At 64.6% G+C, this 15,920-nt stretch carries 14 protein-coding genes; 5 read left to right on the top strand and 9 right to left on the bottom strand.

The features are described 5' to 3' along the window. Position 1: 1 nt before the first annotated feature. From AC1DJB_RS08360 to AC1DJB_RS08335, 6 genes are all read right to left on the bottom strand, one after another. On the bottom strand, positions 2–1,303 hold the full coding sequence (locus tag AC1DJB_RS08360) for a M18 family aminopeptidase (RefSeq protein WP_441437809.1): 1,302 nt from the start codon (positions 1,301–1,303) through the stop codon (positions 2–4). 55 nt (positions 1,304–1,358) lie between these two features. Then, positions 1,359–2,054, bottom strand: a complete 696-nt coding sequence (locus AC1DJB_RS08355; RefSeq protein ID WP_059388839.1) for a response regulator — start codon at positions 2,052–2,054, stop codon at positions 1,359–1,361. Continuing rightward, complete coding sequence (locus AC1DJB_RS08350) at positions 2,051–3,337, bottom strand: sensor histidine kinase (RefSeq protein WP_306963455.1); 1,287 nt, start codon at positions 3,335–3,337, stop codon at positions 2,051–2,053. The genes AC1DJB_RS08355 and AC1DJB_RS08350 overlap by 4 nt, the downstream gene beginning before the upstream one ends. Positions 3,338–3,401: 64 nt before the next feature. Further along, on the bottom strand, positions 3,402–4,292 hold the full coding sequence (locus AC1DJB_RS08345) for an ABC transporter permease (protein WP_284988529.1): 891 nt from the start codon (positions 4,290–4,292) through the stop codon (positions 3,402–3,404). Next, positions 4,289–5,287, bottom strand: coding sequence for an ABC transporter ATP-binding protein (locus AC1DJB_RS08340; RefSeq protein ID WP_441437808.1), 999 nt, complete (start codon positions 5,285–5,287; stop codon positions 4,289–4,291). Before AC1DJB_RS08340 ends, AC1DJB_RS08345 begins: the two co-directional genes overlap by 4 nt. A gap of 167 nt (positions 5,288–5,454) precedes the next feature. After that, positions 5,455–6,960 carry a bifunctional phosphatase PAP2/diacylglycerol kinase family protein gene (locus AC1DJB_RS08335; protein WP_307055017.1) on the bottom strand — a complete coding sequence of 502 codons (1,506 nt, stop codon included), beginning with the start codon at positions 6,958–6,960 and terminating at the stop codon, positions 5,455–5,457. 37 nt (positions 6,961–6,997) lie between these two features. Between AC1DJB_RS08335 and AC1DJB_RS08330 the strand changes: the two genes are divergently transcribed. Genes AC1DJB_RS08330 through AC1DJB_RS08310 form a run of 5 tightly spaced genes read left to right on the top strand, consistent with a single transcriptional unit; the run spans position 6,998 to position 11,755 of the window. Further along, positions 6,998–7,705, top strand: coding sequence for a phosphatase PAP2 family protein (locus tag AC1DJB_RS08330; protein WP_441432837.1), 708 nt, complete (start codon positions 6,998–7,000; stop codon positions 7,703–7,705). A 57-nt stretch (positions 7,706–7,762) separates the two neighbouring features. Next, a complete protein-coding gene (locus tag AC1DJB_RS08325) occupies positions 7,763–9,301 on the top strand; it encodes an efflux RND transporter periplasmic adaptor subunit (protein WP_284988533.1) in 1,539 nt (512 codons plus the stop codon). Next, positions 9,291–10,037 (top strand): ABC transporter ATP-binding protein, encoded by a 747-nt coding sequence (locus AC1DJB_RS08320; RefSeq protein ID WP_306963449.1) that lies wholly within the window; start codon positions 9,291–9,293, stop codon positions 10,035–10,037. Before AC1DJB_RS08325 ends, AC1DJB_RS08320 begins: the two co-directional genes overlap by 11 nt. After that, positions 10,034–11,281: an ABC transporter permease gene (locus AC1DJB_RS08315; protein ID WP_059388845.1), complete on the top strand. Its 1,248-nt coding sequence runs from the start codon at positions 10,034–10,036 to the stop codon at positions 11,279–11,281. Before AC1DJB_RS08320 ends, AC1DJB_RS08315 begins: the two co-directional genes overlap by 4 nt. A 60-nt stretch (positions 11,282–11,341) precedes the next feature. Further along, positions 11,342–11,755, top strand: coding sequence for a hypothetical protein (locus AC1DJB_RS08310; RefSeq protein ID WP_059388844.1), 414 nt, complete (start codon positions 11,342–11,344; stop codon positions 11,753–11,755). A 187-nt stretch (positions 11,756–11,942) separates the two neighbouring features. Here the strand turns inward: AC1DJB_RS08310 and AC1DJB_RS08305 are convergent, their stop codons facing one another. From AC1DJB_RS08305 to AC1DJB_RS08295, 3 genes are all read right to left on the bottom strand, one after another. Then, positions 11,943–13,136, bottom strand: coding sequence for an MFS transporter (locus AC1DJB_RS08305; RefSeq protein ID WP_307055025.1), 1,194 nt, complete (start codon positions 13,134–13,136; stop codon positions 11,943–11,945). After that, positions 13,133–13,903 carry a DeoR/GlpR family DNA-binding transcription regulator gene (locus AC1DJB_RS08300; RefSeq protein ID WP_306963444.1) on the bottom strand — a complete coding sequence of 257 codons (771 nt, stop codon included), beginning with the start codon at positions 13,901–13,903 and terminating at the stop codon, positions 13,133–13,135. Before AC1DJB_RS08300 ends, AC1DJB_RS08305 begins: the two co-directional genes overlap by 4 nt. 325 nt (positions 13,904–14,228) lie before the next feature. Then, the gene (locus tag AC1DJB_RS08295; RefSeq protein ID WP_284751030.1) at positions 14,229–15,911 is read right to left on the bottom strand and encodes an ABC-F family ATP-binding cassette domain-containing protein; all 1,683 of its coding nucleotides are present in this window, start codon (positions 15,909–15,911) and stop codon (positions 14,229–14,231) included. Between the last annotated feature and the right edge of the window lie 9 nt (positions 15,912–15,920).

The raw sequence follows: 15,920 nt of genomic DNA, 5'->3' as shown, positions 1-15,920 counted from the left end.
GCTAGAGCGCCGTCCGGAAGAACAACTCCGTCACCGTGGCCAGGTGGCGCGGATCTTCAACGCCGCATAGCTCGCGTGCCGAGTGCATCGACAGAAGGGGCACGCCGACGTCGACCGTCCGGATCCCCAGGCGGGTGGCCGTCAGCGGACCGATGGTGGAGCCGCACGGGACGTCGTTATTGGAGACGAACTCCTGGTAGGGGATACCCGCCTCGCCGCAGAGCCGCGCCCAGAATGCCGCGCCGGTAGCGTCCGTGGCGTACCGCTGGTTCGCGTTGATCTTGAGAAGCGGTCCGCCATTGAGGATCGGTCGGTTGGCCGGATCGTGCCGCTCCGGGTAGTTGGGGTGGACGGCGTGGCCGGCATCCGCGGAAACACAGAACGACGCCGACAACGCCTGGCGCCGTTCGCTCACCGTTGCGCCCAATCCGTCGGAGATCCGGGTGAGGATGTCTTCGAGGATGGGTCCGCAGGCGCCGGAGCGCGAGGCAGAGCCGATTTCTTCGTGGTCGAAGGCGGCCAGGACCGCGATGGGGCCGGCAGCCGGCGCGCCCGCGGTTGCGTGCGCAATGAGTGCCGCGAGCCCGGCGTGGGTTGAGGAGAGGTTGTCGAGCCGCCCCGATGCAAACAGTTCGCCCTTGGCACCGAACTGCTCAGGTGCCTGGGTGTCCGCGACGACGATGTCGTAGCCGCCGATCTGCGCCGGATCCACGGAAACCCCAGCCACCGAGTCCGCCAGGATTGCCAAGACATCCGCGGAATCGGGATCGCCGAGGCCGAACACAGGGTTCATGTGCTGTTGCTTGTCCAGCGTGAGGCCGTCATTGACGGCCCGGTCCAGGTGGATGGCCAATTGCGGGAAGCGCAGGAGCGGTCCGGTTGCCGTGAGGTGCTGGGTGCCGTCCAGCATCACGAGGCGCCCTGCGAGCCGAAGCTCACGGTCCAGCCAGGAGTTCAACAAGGGTCCGCCGTAGACTTCGACGCCGGCCTGCAGCCAACCGAACTTGCCCGTTGTCGGCTTGGGCTTGAGCTTGAAAGACGGAGAATCCGTGTGGGCGCCAAGGATATTGAATGCCGTGGTCGGAGTGGCGCCTTCCGGCGTCACCCATGCAATGAGGGCGCCGTCCCGGATCACGTAGAAGCTGCCAGCCCCGCCTTCCCAATGCTGAAGTTCATCAAGGGCCGTGAAACCGGCCGCATCGAGCCGCCGCGCGGCCTCGTTGACGGCGTGGAAGCTCGACGGCGATGCGCTGACATACGCGCCAAGGTCCTGGATGTGTTCTGCAGCGGAGTTCGAAGGCATGGCTCCGAGTCTAGCCGCGGCCGCGGATGTCACCGGCGAGGCGGTATCCGCGTCACTAGTAATCCGGGTTGCTCGGGATCACGAGTCCTGTTTCGTAGGCGTAGACCACCACTTGGACCCGGTCCCGCAGGTGCAGCTTGGTGAGGATGCGCCGGACGTGGGTCTTGACCGTGGCTTCGGACAAAAAGAATTTGTGGGCGATTTCGGCGTTGGACAGCCCTCCGGCGATAGCCTCCAGCATCTCGGTTTCGCGGGGCGTCAATTCTTCGAGCAGTGGATCGCGGGCCGGGGCTGCGGCCTGGCCGGGAACGCGGCCCCCGCGGACGTAGGTTTCCAGGAGCCGCTGGGTGACCCTCGGAGCAACCACGGCATCGCCGCTGGCCACGAGCCGGACGCCTTGGACCAACTCGGCAGGCGCAACATCCTTGAGCAGGAAGGCGGAAGCCCCAGCTTGCAAGCCGGAGAAGGCATACTCGTCGAGGTCGAAAGTGGTCAGGATGATGATCCTGGCGTTGGTTGACGAGGCCGTGATCCGCCGTGTGGCTTCGATTCCATCCATGGCGGGCATCCGGACGTCCATGAGCACGACGTCGGGTTCCAGTTCCTTCACCTTCCGCACGGCTTCGGCACCGTCGGAGGCTTCGCCCACCACTTCGAGGTCGTCCTCGCCTTCGAGGATGAGCCGAAATCCCATGCGTAGCAGGGGCTGGTCGTCGACCAATAGAACCCTGATGGGAGCATTGTCTGTCATGATTTCCCCTTGTCGCCATTCCATTTCAGCTCCGCATGGACCCGCCATCCGCCGTGGATTCCAGGACCGGCATCCACGGTTCCGGCATAAATTCCCGCACGTTCACGCATTCCCGCGATGCCTTGGCCCGTGCCCAAGGCCGCCTCTTCGGTTCCCGGCTCCCGGGAGCCCCTGCCGTCGTCGAGCACTTCAATGGTGACCGAGTCACCCTCCCGCACGATCCGCACATCCACTTGACTCAAGGAGCGCCCGTACCTGAGCACGTTGGTCAGGGATTCCTGCACGATCCGGTAGACCGTGAGTTGCAACGCCGGGTCTTCAGGAAGGGCAGGGCCCGTGTGTGAATAGTGCAACGGCAGCCCCGCCGTCCGGAATCCGTCCAGGAGCTTGCTTAAGTCGTGCCCGGAAACCAAGGGCTCCAGGGGCGCCGGGCGCGCGGAGTCTTCCCGCAGCACGCCGAGGACGCGGCGCATATCAGCCAGCGCAGTCCTGCCGGTGCGCGAGAGTTCGCCAAGCACCTCACCCGCGCGCTCAGGATCCTTCTTGACCACGACGGCGGCACCGTCCGAGAGGCTGATCATGACCGTCAGCGAGTGCGCCACGACGTCGTGCATCTCGCGGGCGATCCGGTTGCGTTCGGTGACGGAACCCAAGCGAGCCGTGCGGGCAGCCCAGGCCCTGATTTCGCTCTCATGCTCACGCCGCTGCCGCACCGAAATGCCGATGCCGGTGGCGATCAGGTTGGACAACAAGATGCTGACCGCGGCCGCGATGTTGCTGATGAGGTGGAAATTCTCCGGAATCGCCTCTCCGTTGGCAGGGGCCGCCGGACTGGTCCACATGAAGAGATACACGAGCGTCAGGGGCAGGCTCGCCGCGCCGAACACCGTCAACGCGAAGGTCCGGGCCCTCGCCACGGCCACCGCATACAGCGCAAACCACAATCCCGCCGAGACGTTCGAACCCCAGGGATTCAGCAGCGTCACGGCCACTTCGAGGACCGCAACGGTCGCGGTGACACTCAGCGGATTGCGGCGTCGAAGGAACAGGATGGCGGCGATGGCAACGAGCAGCAGGGCGGCGAACCATTTGCCGTCCACGATGGAGCTGATCAGCGTAGGCAGTGCCAGGAGCGAATAGCAAAGCACCACCACCGCGTCCATGACGCGCGGGTGCTCAAAGAGATAGCGGCGGATCCTGCCACGGCGCCGCAGCGTGATTTCAGCAAAGGACGCGTCGGCCACGTGGGCCGACGCGTCCTGTGCTGGCAACTCTTCACTCATGGCTTGAGCCTAGTGGCCTTGCGCGGAGAGGTTGTCCATGGATCGCAGATCAAGCGATTGCGAATCAGACGTCCCGCTTCTTGAGCGCAATGAGGGCAGGAACCATGAACAAGATGACGTAGCCAAGGAACACGAGGCCGCCCGCCCACGGATCCAGGGTGCCGTCGACGTGGCCGATCGACAAGAAGCGGCCGCCGGCTTCACTGGGCAGGTACTGGGGGACGTACTTCCAGAAGTCCCCCGGTGCGAAGCTGAGGAACTGGCCTGCGAACGGGAGGACGAACATGATGCCCACCAGGACGGTGATGCCGCCGGCAGGGTTCTTCAGCAGTGTTCCGAGCGAGAGGCCGATCAGCGCGACACCGGAGACATAAAGGCCGCCGGTGAAAACGCTGTAAAGGACGCCGTCCGTGTTCCAGCCGAGGTCAAGGCCAAAGTTGGCGAACATGGGTGAGGCCAAGAGGAAGGTCACGACGCCGGCCACGACCGAAAGGATATAGGAGACCACAACCAGGACCACGGCTTTGGCACCGAAGGTGGAGAGCCGCCCCGGCGCCGCATTCATGGTTGACCGGATCATGCCGGTGGCGTATTCAGAGGCGATGAAGAGCACGGCCAGGGATCCCATGACGAGGATGCCGATGTTGAGTCCGGCGTTCGGCAGGTTGTAGAGGCTGAATCCCGATCCCGGCGGGAAGGAGTCAACTGCTTGCTGCACCGTTTCCTTGTGACCCTGCCGGCCGACTTCGACCATCTGGTTGATGAAGTTCCACCGGACGAGGGCTGACAGCAGGCCGATGCCGACAATGGCCACGAAGGTGAGGAGCAACAGGATCTTGGTGCTCATGAGGGTCCGGAACTTGATGGACTCGGAGTTCAGCACACGGAGGAAAGTGACGCCACCGGTCCCGGCTGACGGGATCGCATGTTTCTTGCTGACGGTGGTGGTGCTCATGATTGGATCCCTTCCATGGTGGCAGCGGATGTGGCGCCGGCGCTGGCAGGGCTTCCGTTCAGCGTCCCGCCTGGCGCTGCCGGTCCGCCGGTGATGTGCGAGTGGTATTCCACCTCGTCCTTGGTCAGCTGGAAGTAGGCTTCCTCCAGTGACGACGTGAGCGGAGTGAGTTCGTAAACCAGCACGCGGTTGTCGAGGGCGAGCTCTGCGATGCGGATCGGCTCCACCCCGTAGATTTCCAGGGTTTCACGTTCGTTCTGCTCCACCCGGACACCGTCGCGGGCCAGCAACTCGGACAAGCGGGTGGTCTCCGAGGTACGGACCAACGTGCGCTTGCGGCTCTGGCTCTCGATCAGCGCGTCCACCGTGGTGTCGGCAATGATCTTGCCGCGACCGATCACAATGAGGTGGTCGGCGGTCTGGGCCATCTCGGACATGAGGTGGCTGGAAATGAAGATGGTCTTGCCCTGGCTTGCCAGGTAACGGGCGAGGTTCCTGACCCACTGGACGCCCTCGGGATCCAGCCCGTTGACCGGTTCGTCGAGGATGAGCGTCTGGGGATCACCCAGCAATGCGTTGGCGATGCCAAGCCGCTGGCCCATGCCGAGGGAGAACCCTCCGGCCTTCTTCTTGGCAACTGCGGTGAGGCCGGTCATCTCGATGACTTCCTCAACGCGCGAGTTTGGAATCCCGTGGGTCGCTGCCATTGCGCGCAGGTGGTTGTACGCACTGCGGCTCGTGTGCACCGCCTTGGCATCGAGCAGCGCTCCCACTTGGTGGAGCGGGGCTTTGTGCTGGGAGTAATACCGGCCGTTGACAATGACGTCGCCCGACGTCGGGCGGTCGAGACCCATGATCATGCGCATGGTGGTGGACTTGCCGGCGCCGTTCGGGCCAAGAAAGCCCGTGACTTTCCCGGGCTGTACGGTGAAGCTGATTCCGTCCACGGCTGTCTTTGCGCCGTAGACCTTCCTCAAGCCTGTTGCCTCAATCATGGAAGCGTTCCCTCCGCTTGCTGCAGCTATGTGGTGACTGTACGTACAACGCTATCCACCGGTACGGCCGAATTCGCCGGTCTCAGGGATGATTCAGGGGCAGGTCAGGGTAGTCCCTATGGATGATGTCGGCCGCGCTCAGGGCTTGCAGGGCACTTGGGAGAGCATTAGGCAAGCGGTGAATACACCCGAAGCGCACGACGGCGGACCGTGAACTCCGCGGTCCGCACACCCGGCAACGGCTCGCCGTCGACCGCAATCACGAGCGGCTCTCCGATCGCTTCGATGCTGATTTCCCCGGCCTCGCTGAGGTGGGTCACCTTCGATGTACTCACGGTTCCAGTGAGGACCGCCCACAGCAGACGCAACCGCGCAAAGGGCTCATCGGCCGTGACCATGCGGATATCCAGCACCCCGTCGTCAAGCACGGGCCGCGTCAATGGTGCCAGGTCCCGCGGGTAGTAGCGGCCGCGGCCTATGTAGAGGATCCACAGCTTGTGGTGCACTCCGTTGATCAGGAGAGTGGTGGGGGTTGCCGCCCCGAAGGTGCGCAGACCCGCGACGAGTCCCGCGAGGGGTTTCCCCATGGCAGGCTGAAGCCGCTCGCGGCGGCGCACCAAGTTGGGGTACACGCCAACGCTGGCAGTATTCAGCATGATGAGCTCCGCAACCTCGTCCTTGCCGTCGATCCCACGGCCGGCGCTCACGTGGCCCAGATCTGTCCACGCCGCGGCGCCCGTTTTGGCGGCCTTAAGGGCGCCTTCGAGGGACCGTGCGTCCACGTCGCGAGCAAAGTGGTTGAGCGTTCCGCCCGGTAGCACCAGCAAGGGCAGTGAGTGCTCGACGGCGGCCGCTGCGGCCGCGCCGACAGTTCCATCACCGCCCCACACGCCCACGGCCTTCGTCCCGGGCCGCCCTGCTGTGGCCTGGATTTCGGCAGCCACGTCATCGCCATCGGAAATCAGGTTTATATACGCCTTGGGGAATATTTCTCGGAGCTGGGTTTCGGTGTCCGGCGAGTAGGAACCGCCGAGGGCGTTGACCGCAATACTTAGCCCCTCGCCGTCGCCGACTGCAGGCGCGTCGGCCGGTGAACGGTCCGTGTCCGGAACCGGAGGCCGGGCCGGCCACCACTTTCGCGTCAGGAGGGCCGCTCCGGCGCCGATCGCAGACCCCAGCACGACGTCGGAAGGCCAGTGGGCGCCCGTATGGACCCGGGAATACGCCACACCCGCCGCAACAGGAGCCAAAACTGCACCAAGGCGGGGATCCACCAGCGCGACGCCAAGAGTGAATGCCACCGCAGACGCGGAATGGCCCGAAGGCATCGACGAGCTTGTGGGCTGCGGGTTCACAAAACGGAAGACCGGAAGGTGCTCGGGCAACGGCCGCGTCCGTGGAAGAAGCGTCTTGAAACCCAGATTGGTGACGGCGGATGCCACCCCAAGGGCCAGGAGTCCATGGATCGCGGCCTGGCGGGGCTTACCTGGAATTGCCGCACAGACGCCAGCTACGGCAAACCAGAGCTTGCCCTTGGTAGCGGCCTCCGAGAGGTTTTTCCAGACAGCATCGTGCCGGCCCTCCGGCCACCGGGAAACCGCCCGGACAATGGCGCGATCGAGCCGCGCCACGTTTCTCACGTCCCAGTGGCCCCATCGCAGCTTGCTTCCCATCCCACCAGACTATCGGCGGGCTGGTTAGGATGTGGAGATGGTGAGGGTCATTCTCCCCCGCAAGCTCGATCAGGGACGCACCATTGTCATCTCGACCGGGCTGCTCGCAATTGCCGCGGTCCTCGGCGGCATTCTCCTTGCGGGGGATCGAAACCCGCCTTTCCAGGGCGTGGACGACGCATGGCAAGCATTCATGGCGACCCTCCACACACCGTTCTGGGATAGCCTGAACATCGCCCTCAACTGGACCGGCTACACGGGAATGCTGGTCTTCCACATTCTGCTCGCCTTGGCGTTGTTGATCCGGAGGAGACCCCGGTCGGCCGTATTCTCCGCCATGGCAGGACTCAGCGTGATGTTGCTGACCCAGTTGCTCAAGTTGGTCATCCACAGGCCGCGTCCCCTCAATGCGCATGTGGCTACGGACACTTATTCATACCCATCGGGGCACGTATCCGCTACCACGGCATTCGTTCTGGTGATAGCGCTCCTCATCGGCCGCGCCTGGACGTGGCTGCTCGCGATCGGCGGAATGCTGGCCATGATGATCAGCCGGATCTATTTGGCTGCCCATTGGTTCACGGATGTGGTGGGTGGCGCTTGCTTGGCGTCCGCCGTCGTGCTCCTCTTGTGGCTGGCTTGTCAGAAAATATGCATTGTGGAGAATATAGACGCACGGCACGCCCTGGAGTGGAGATCGAGGGTCGCGCGCCGCAAGCGGCACGTCGAGCGGAGCGTCACGTAGGGTAAACCATCAGGTAGCACTCGGTCTTCTCCAAGAGAGCGACAATAGTCTTCGGGCATGCTCTCAAAACCTCAACTCATCAACGGCGGCATCGGGGTGGCCGTCGTGGGCATTGCCGCCGGTGCCTTCTTCGTGCTGAACGGTGTGCCGCAAACGGCCGCCGATACCACCGCCCGCACCGTCGCGGTTAGCTCAGCGGACCTCGCCGCGGTTTCCACGGCGAGCGGAAACGTCTCGCCCGCAAGCACCACCGTCATCAATGCGCAGAACTGCACCGGGCCCATCGCCACTGTCTCTGCGGTGACCGGTCAGCAGGTCACGGCCGGGCAGGTGCTGGTCACCATTGATCCGACGAACGCCCAGAACGCGCTGGCCGTTGCCCAGGCGCAACTGGATTCCGCCGCGGCGCAGGCAAACCAACAACAGGCCTCAGCCAGCAACCAGGTGGCTTCGGCAAGCCAGAGCCTCACGAACGCCCAGCAAACGGCCAACCTGGACGCGAGCCAGCAGGCCAGTGCCGTGGCCGCCGCGCAGACGGCCGTGAACAATGACAATGCGACTGTCGCCACGGCCCAGGCCGCTGCCAGCGCCCAGCCGAGCAGCCAGCCGGCCCAGAACGCGCTCAGCGCAGCACAAGCCCAGCTCGCGAAGGACAACCAAGCACTGACCCAGGCAGCCAACCAGCAAGCCAGCTCGGCCCTCAAGGACAAGGAGCAGATTGCCTCGGCAGCGACGGCCCTCAATTCCGCCCAAAGCGGTGGCGGCGCCACATCCAACACCACGTCTGCCCAGATTGCCGTTGATACCGCAACCAAAAACCTGGCGTCCTGCTCACTCGCGGCCCCGGTTTCAGGTACTGTCACCGCCGTGAACGCCGTCGTCGGCGGCAACGCCGGCAGCAGCTCCGGCTCTTCCGGATCCTCGGGTTCCGGCTCGTCCGGAGCTTCCGGCTCCTCCGGCAGCTCTTCCACGAGCGCCGCGAGCACCTCGTCCTCCGGACTGATTACGATCAGCGACACCGCGCACCTGCAAGTCATCGCCAACTTCGCCGAATCGGACATTGCCGCCATGAAGACCGGCGACTCGGCCACCTTCACCTTCCCGGCGCTCAAGACCGACCCCTCCGCGGCACCGGTCACAGGTACCATCACGGCGATCGCCCAGAACGCCACAACCACCAACAACGTGGTCAGCTATCCCGTGACGATCTCCATCAAGAACCCTCCGGCCGCCCTGCGGCTCGGCCAAAGCGCAAACATCTCCGTAACCACGGCGACCGCCAAGAACGCATTGACTGTGCCTTCGCTGGCCATTACCACCACGGGAACCAGGCAGACCGTCAACGTGATGAAGAACGGGACGGCGACGGCGGTGACCATCACCACCGGGATCACGGACAACGGCCGCACCCAGGTGCTCACCGGACTCAGCGCGGGCGACCAGATTGAACTCCCGGCCATCTCTTCGACCCTGGACACCACCGGCACCACCGGACGGACCGGGACGGGCGGACTTGGCGGTACGGGCGGATTCGGTGGTACCGGCGGCGCCGGAATTACGGGCGGCACCGGTGGCACACGTGGAAATGGCGGGTAAAACAGCCGTGAACGACGCTGTCATCCAACTGGACTCCGTGAGCAAGATCTATGGCAAAGGGGAAGCCGAAGTACGGGCACTCGATTCCGTCAGCATCTCCATTGACCGGGGCGACTTCGTGGCCATCATCGGCGCCTCGGGCTCCGGAAAGTCCACCATGATGAACATCATCGGCTGCCTCGACGGCGCCACCCAGGGGACGTATCACTTGGACGGCATCGATACCGGGACCCTGGATGAATTCCAGCTCGCGCAGATCCGCAACCGGAAAATCGGCTTCGTCTTCCAGAACTTCAACCTGATACCGCGCACGCGGGCCGTGGACAACGTCTCCATGCCGCTCGCTTACGCAAAAGTGCACCGCAAGGAACGGCGCGAGCGGGCCCTGGAAGTACTCGATTCAGTGGGTTTGGCTGAGCGGGCGGACCACAAGCCTTCGCAGCTGTCCGGTGGACAGCAGCAGCGTGTTGCCATCGCCCGGGCACTCGTGACCAACCCGGTGTTGCTCCTGGCCGACGAGCCCACGGGAGCTTTGGACACCAAGTCCTCGCACGAAATCCTGGATCTCTTCGAGTCCTTGCACGCCAACGGCCGGACCATTGTGATGATCACCCACGAGGCGGACGTCGCGGCGCGGGCCAACCGCGTTGTGCGCTTCCAGGACGGTCACATCATTGAGGATCACAGGATCCGCGCCGTTAATGCCCACCCTGTAGCCACGGCGGTGCCGGCATGATGATCGCCGAATCCGTTCGCTTCGCCCTGACGGGGGTGATGGCCAACAAGATGCGCTCCATCCTCACCACCCTAGGCATCTTGATCGGCATCGCATCCGTCATCATCCTGCTGGCCGTAGGAGCCGGAACCTCCAACGCCATCAAGGCCCAGATCGGCAAGCTGGGAACCAACGTGCTTACGGTCAGCCGCCAGACGACGGCGGGCGGCCGCGCAGCAGGCGGCGGACAAGCCGTCACCGGTCCGCGCTCCCGCGGCACCAACCTCACGCTCCAGGACATGGCCGCGCTGACAGATCCCGTTATGGCCCCTGACGTCGCCGCAACAGCGCCGGTAGTCACGGCACAGAACGTCACGGGTACTTACCAGGACGCAACCCATGCTGTCGCAACCTTCGTGGGGACCACGCCGTCGTACTTTTCCATTTCGAACGACACGCTCGCGGCGGGGTCCTACTTCAGCGACGGTGACGCCAGCAGCGGCACCGCAGTGGCCGTGATCGGCAATACCGTGGCGCAAGACCTGGTGGGAAGCTCTGTGACCTCGGCCGTTGGGCAGACCATCGCCCTCAACGGCCAGAACTTCGTGGTCTCCGGCGTCCTGGCTCAAAAGGGGTCCTCGGGGCTCAACGATCCAGACGACATTGTGGTGATCCCCTACAGCGCAGCCCAGGACAAGTTCACCGGGTACTCGCCGTCCCTTGCCTCCATCACGGTCCAGGCGAAGTCAGCGGACGTGATGAACCAGGCCCAGAACGAGGTTCAGATGATCCTCGATGCCAGGCACAACGTCACCTCCGCCAATCGTGACTATCAGGTGCGGAACCAGGCGCAGATCCTCACGACGGCCACCACCACCACGGCCACGCTGACCATCCTCCTGGGGGCCGTGGCCGGCATTTCGCTCCTGGTTGGCGGAATCGGCGTCATGAACATCATGCTCGTCACGGTCACTGAACGCACCCGCGAAATCGGCATCCGCAAGGCGATCGGAGCCTCGCGCGGCAGCATCGTGAGCCAGTTCCTGATCGAATCGCTCATCATTTCGCTGATCGGCGGGGTGCTGGGAATTGCCGCGGGCTACATCGGCAGCGCCTTCCCCCTGCTCGGAACGCAACCCGAAGTCCAGTGGTGGACCGTGTGGCTGTCGTTCCTGGTATCCGCTGCGATCGGCCTGATTTTCGGAATCTACCCGGCCAACAAGGCGGCGAAACTACGGCCGATCGACGCCCTGCGGTACGAATAGCCGCCCACACTTCCACCCCCCAGCAACTCAAAAAAGAAACAGCCAACAGGAGATCTACAAATGTCCTATTCAGCACCGGAGCCCGGCACCACGAACCAGCCGGAGCCCCAGCAGCCCTACACCCAGCAGCCCCACGCCGGACAGCCCACCGCGGTCCTGCAGGCCACCGGCCAGGAACCCACCGGGCAGGGTTGGGGCCAACCCCAGGCGCCCGAGCCGTTCGTGCCCAAGAAGCGCTTCCAGATGGGCCGTCTGACGCAGATCCTCCTTGCCGTGCTTCTCGTCGCCGTGGGCTTCTTCGGAGGCGTCGGCGTCACCAAGCTCATGGATGCTGGCCAGGCCCGTCCGGGCCGCGGCCAGTTCCAGAACTTCAACGGCCAGGGCGGCCAGGGCCGGAATCGGCAGAGCGGAGCTCCCACCAACGGGGCATCGCCGAGCGCCATTCCTACGGCTCCCGCCACCTCGGCCCCGTAGCACCGCTCGTTGTAGCCACCCAACGGTCCCCACCGCCACCCTCGCCTCGCAAGTCCCCAGCCGCCCCCTAGCTTCGCAAGCTCAGCCAGGGAACCCTGCGGCTGTGGGCCCTCGGCCAGGGAACCCTGGCGGCGTGGGCCCAGCAGTTGTTGTCGTTTTGACGCGTCATAACGACAACAACTGCGAGTCAGTTGCTTTTAGCCAGAGGCTTCGCGGCGCCGGCCAGCCACAGGGCCATCAGGATCGGCACCCCGATGGCAAGCAGTGCCATGTGGATACCGGTATGGTCGCCGAGGTATCCCAGAAGCGGCGGGCCGGCTAGAAACGCCACATAGCCGATGGTCGAGACCACCGAGACGCGTGCGGCCGCGTGTTTCGGGTCATCGGCAGCAGCGGACATGCCCATCGGGAAGGCCAGGGCTGCGCCGATACCCCAAAGGGCCGCACCCACCCCGGCAAGGACGAGGTTGCCCGCGAAAACGAAGAGAGCCAGGCCCACCGCTGCGGCGGCCATGCTGACCCGCAGCACGGCTACGCGTCCGAACCGGTCGATCGCACGGCCGCCAACGAAACGCATCAAGGTCATCGCCGCCACGAAGAGCGCGAACAACAGGGCGCCCGTCGATTCGGAAGCATTCAGGCCATCCACCGATGCCTTAGCGATCCAGTCGTTTCCGGCGCCTTCCGTCAGGGTCGCCCCAAGGACCACGACGCCGATCAACAGGGTGCGGGAGTCCCGCCAGGCGGAGGGACCCTTCACGGCGGGCGCGCCGTCGTCGGGCGCCGTTCCCGTGGTCTCGTGGGGCATGAAGTAGCGCGGCGCGGTCAAGGTGAGAAGAACCACGACGCCGGCAATGACCAGCAAGTGCTCCGGAAGTCCGACGCCTATCTCGGAAAGCCATGCACCAATCAGCGCACCAACAAAGGCGCCCCCGCTAAAGGCTGCGTGGAACTGCGGCATGATGGTGCGCCCGAGGCGATGTTCGACGTCGGCCCCCTCAATATTCTGCGAAACGTCCCACAGACCGACTCCCACACCAAAGAAAAACAGCGCCAGCGCGGTGCCGGCTACGGATTCAGCCATCAAGGAGAAGGCAATAGCCGCTCCGGCGGAAGCGGCAAGGAGCCCCGCGGCGCGGACGGTATTGGCCGTACCGATCCTGCCCACAACCCACCCCGCGGAGGGCAGCGCCACAAGGGACCCGACGGCGGTGCACAGTAGGAGGGTGCCCATCTGTCCGGACGTCAGGTGCAGGGTCTGGGTGACGGCGGGGATGCGCGCCGCCCAGCTGGCAAATACCAGCCCGTTCATGCCGAAGACCAGGAAAGTGGCGATTGCCGCGGCCTTGACGTTCGGAGCGGTTCGGGTGCTGGTGGTCATACGATCACAACTTCCACGGAGAGATTTTCAAGTAGGGTGCGTTCTTCGGTGCTTGGCTTCCGGTCCGTCACAATGACATCTACCGCGTCCATGGCTGCAACCAAGGCCACGGCCTGTGCATTCCATTTGCTTCCTGTGCAGGCCACGATCACCCGGCTGGCCGATTCCAAGCCTGCCCGCTTGATCGCGGCGTCCTCGAGATCGTGCGCCAGCAGGCCGTCCTTGAGGTTGATGGCACACGGCGTCACGATGGCGGCATCAAAGCGCAATGAGCGGATGTTGGCCTCTGCCATTGGTCCCCGGAACGACTGCTCTCCGGGAACCAGGCTGCCGCCGGGCAACAGGAGGCCCGGACGCCGTCCAGAGGGAAGGTCCGTGGCCAGGAACTCCACCGCGCGTAGGGACATCGGCATGATGGTCAGTTCACGCTGCGCGAGCCGGCGCGCGATCTCCGTTGCCGTGGAACCGCTGTCCAACCACACGTGATCGCGGTCGCGGAGCAGCCGTTCGACACCGACGGCGATTCTCTCCTTGGCGTCCTGGTCCTCGAGTTCGCGCTGCCCGTAGCCGGGGTTGTCGCCGCGGTCAACGAGGCTGCGGGCCCCGCCATGCACCCGGCGCAGGACACCGTGGGACGCGAGGATTTCCAGGTCGCGCCGAATAGTGGCCCCCGATGCCCCGCATTCGGCAACCAGTTCGTCAACGGTAATCTCTTCGCGTTTGCGCAGCAGCTCGCCAATGAGCCGGTGGCGGTCAGCAGTCCTCATGCTCATATGCTATCCAGAAATGATCATTTCATCATCTTTGGTGATCATATGGCCGCGTGGGTGGGGTGTGTAAACCGGTCGCGTGAGCCGGCAGGCACCCTGCGTGCCGAACGGCTCAAACGCTCGCTCACCTATGGGGCACTTTCCACCGACGCTCGCTCACCTATGGGGCACTTTCGGCCGACGCTCGCTCACCAATGGTGAGCGAGCGTTCCGCGATCACACGCCATAGGTGAGCGAGGGTTCCAAGGCGCGAGACGGCGTCGTGCGTTCCCGGGCCCGCATCGGGACCCGGGCTCGGCGCCCGGACGAAGTCGGCTGGAAGTCAGCGCGCCCGCTCTACCCGCGACTCGTCCCAGACGGGCTCGTCGGACTCGTAGACTTTGCCGTCGGATCCGAAGACGAGGAAACGGTCGAAGGACTTCGCGAACCAACGGTCGTGCGTGACGGCAAGAACGGTGCCCTCGAACGCGTCGATCGCGCGCTCCAAGGCTTCGCCCGAGTGCAGGTCCAGGTTGTCCGTGGGTTCGTCCAGGAGCAGTAGCGTGGCGCCCGACAACTGGAGGAGCAGGATCTGGAACCGCGCCTGCTGCCCACCCGACAGCGACTCGTACTTCTGCTCGGCCGAGCCCACCAGCCCGTAGGAGTCGAGCGCGCCGGAAGCGGCTTCGCGGCCCAGCCCGGAACGGTGTTCGTCACCGCGGTGCAGGATGTCCAGGAGCGTCCGGCCCAGGAGGTCCGGGCGGGAATGGGTCTGCGCGAAGAATCCGGGTCGGATCCTGGCACCCAGTTTGACGGTGCCTTCGTGCGGAACTTCAGCGATTTCGACGTCGGAAACCGGCAAATGTTCGCGCTCCGGGTCGGTGCCACCGGCGGCCAGGAGCCGCAGGAAGTGGCTCTTTCCCGAGCCGTTGGAACCCAGCACGCCGACCCGGTCTCCGAACCAGATCTCGGTGGAAAACGGCTTCATCAGTCCCGTGAGTTCAAGCTTTTCAGCCACCACGGCGCGCTTGGCCGTCCGGCCTCCCTTGAGGCGCATGTGCACGTTCTGCTCGAGCGGCAGGGCCTCGGGCGGCCCGGCCTCCAGGAACTTGGCGAGCCGCGTCTGGGCGGCCTGGTATTTGTTGGCCATGTCCGAGCGGAAGGCCGCCTTGGTCTTGTACATGATGACGAGTTCCTTGAGCTTCAGGTGCTCCTCGTCCCAGCGCTTGCGCAGTTCCTCGAATCGCGCATTGCGGTCGATCCGCGCGTCCACATAGGTGCCGAAGCCGCCGCCGTGCACCCAGGCGCCGGCGCCGTTGATGCCGGGTTCCAGCGTCACGATGCGGCCTGCGGCATTGTTGAGCAGCTCGCGGTCGTGGCTGATGAAGAAGACGGTCTTCTTGGATTCGTTGAGTTTGCTTTCGAGCCAACGCTTGCCGGGAACATCGAGGTAGTTGTCCGGTTCGTCGAGGAGCAGCAGCTGGTCAGGTCCGGAGAAGAGCGCCTCAAGTACCAGCCGCTTTTGCTCGCCGCCCGAAAGGCTCGACGCCGGGCGGTGCTGTGCGCGGTCAAAGGGGATGCCCAGTGCGGCCATGCAGACCTCGTCCCAGACGGTCTCGACGTCGTACCCTCCGGCGTCTCCCCAGTCCACGATCGCCTGGGCGTACCGCATTTGGGTGGGCTCGTCGTCGTGCTCCATCATGGCGAGCTCGGCGTCCTCGACCGCCTTGGCGGCCGCGGCGAGAGCCGGCGGCGCAGCGGAAACGAGCAGGTCACGCACGGTGGATTCGTCGCGGACCTGGCCGACGAACTGGCGCATGATGCCCATCGTGCCGGAACGGCCTACCACTCCCTCGTCAGGCGTAAGGTCGCCCGCGATGATCTTGAACAGGGTGGTCTTTCCCGTTCCGTTGGGCCCGATCAGGGCTGTTTTGCTGCCGTCCGGGACCTTGAAGGTCACTCCGTTGAGCAGCTGGGTGCCGTCGGAGAGGAAGTAGTCGATGCCTGAAACGTCAATATGGGCCACATTTTCAAT

It is taken from the genome of Arthrobacter sp. 01T428, assembly GCF_056398685.1.
This window is presented reverse-complemented; position numbering and strand designations above follow the sequence as displayed.

Coding starts and splice junctions, on each gene's coding strand:
- AC1DJB_RS08360 (WP_441437809.1), bottom strand. CDS start 1,303: ATGCCTTCGAACTCCGCTGCAGAACACATCCAGGACCTTGGCGCGTAT.
- AC1DJB_RS08355 (WP_059388839.1), bottom strand. CDS start 2,054: ATGACAGACAATGCTCCCATCAGGGTTCTATTGGTCGACGACCAGCCC.
- AC1DJB_RS08350 (WP_306963455.1), bottom strand. CDS start 3,337: ATGAGTGAAGAGTTGCCAGCACAGGACGCGTCGGCCCACGTGGCCGAC.
- AC1DJB_RS08345 (WP_284988529.1), bottom strand. CDS start 4,292: ATGAGCACCACCACCGTCAGCAAGAAACATGCGATCCCGTCAGCCGGG.
- AC1DJB_RS08340 (WP_441437808.1), bottom strand. CDS start 5,287: ATGATTGAGGCAACAGGCTTGAGGAAGGTCTACGGCGCAAAGACAGCC.
- AC1DJB_RS08335 (WP_307055017.1), bottom strand. CDS start 6,960: ATGGGAAGCAAGCTGCGATGGGGCCACTGGGACGTGAGAAACGTGGCG.
- AC1DJB_RS08330 (WP_441432837.1), top strand. CDS start 6,998: ATGGTGAGGGTCATTCTCCCCCGCAAGCTCGATCAGGGACGCACCATT.
- AC1DJB_RS08325 (WP_284988533.1), top strand. CDS start 7,763: ATGCTCTCAAAACCTCAACTCATCAACGGCGGCATCGGGGTGGCCGTC.
- AC1DJB_RS08320 (WP_306963449.1), top strand. CDS start 9,291: ATGGCGGGTAAAACAGCCGTGAACGACGCTGTCATCCAACTGGACTCC.
- AC1DJB_RS08315 (WP_059388845.1), top strand. CDS start 10,034: ATGATGATCGCCGAATCCGTTCGCTTCGCCCTGACGGGGGTGATGGCC.
- AC1DJB_RS08310 (WP_059388844.1), top strand. CDS start 11,342: ATGTCCTATTCAGCACCGGAGCCCGGCACCACGAACCAGCCGGAGCCC.
- AC1DJB_RS08305 (WP_307055025.1), bottom strand. CDS start 13,136: ATGACCACCAGCACCCGAACCGCTCCGAACGTCAAGGCCGCGGCAATC.
- AC1DJB_RS08300 (WP_306963444.1), bottom strand. CDS start 13,903: ATGAGGACTGCTGACCGCCACCGGCTCATTGGCGAGCTGCTGCGCAAA.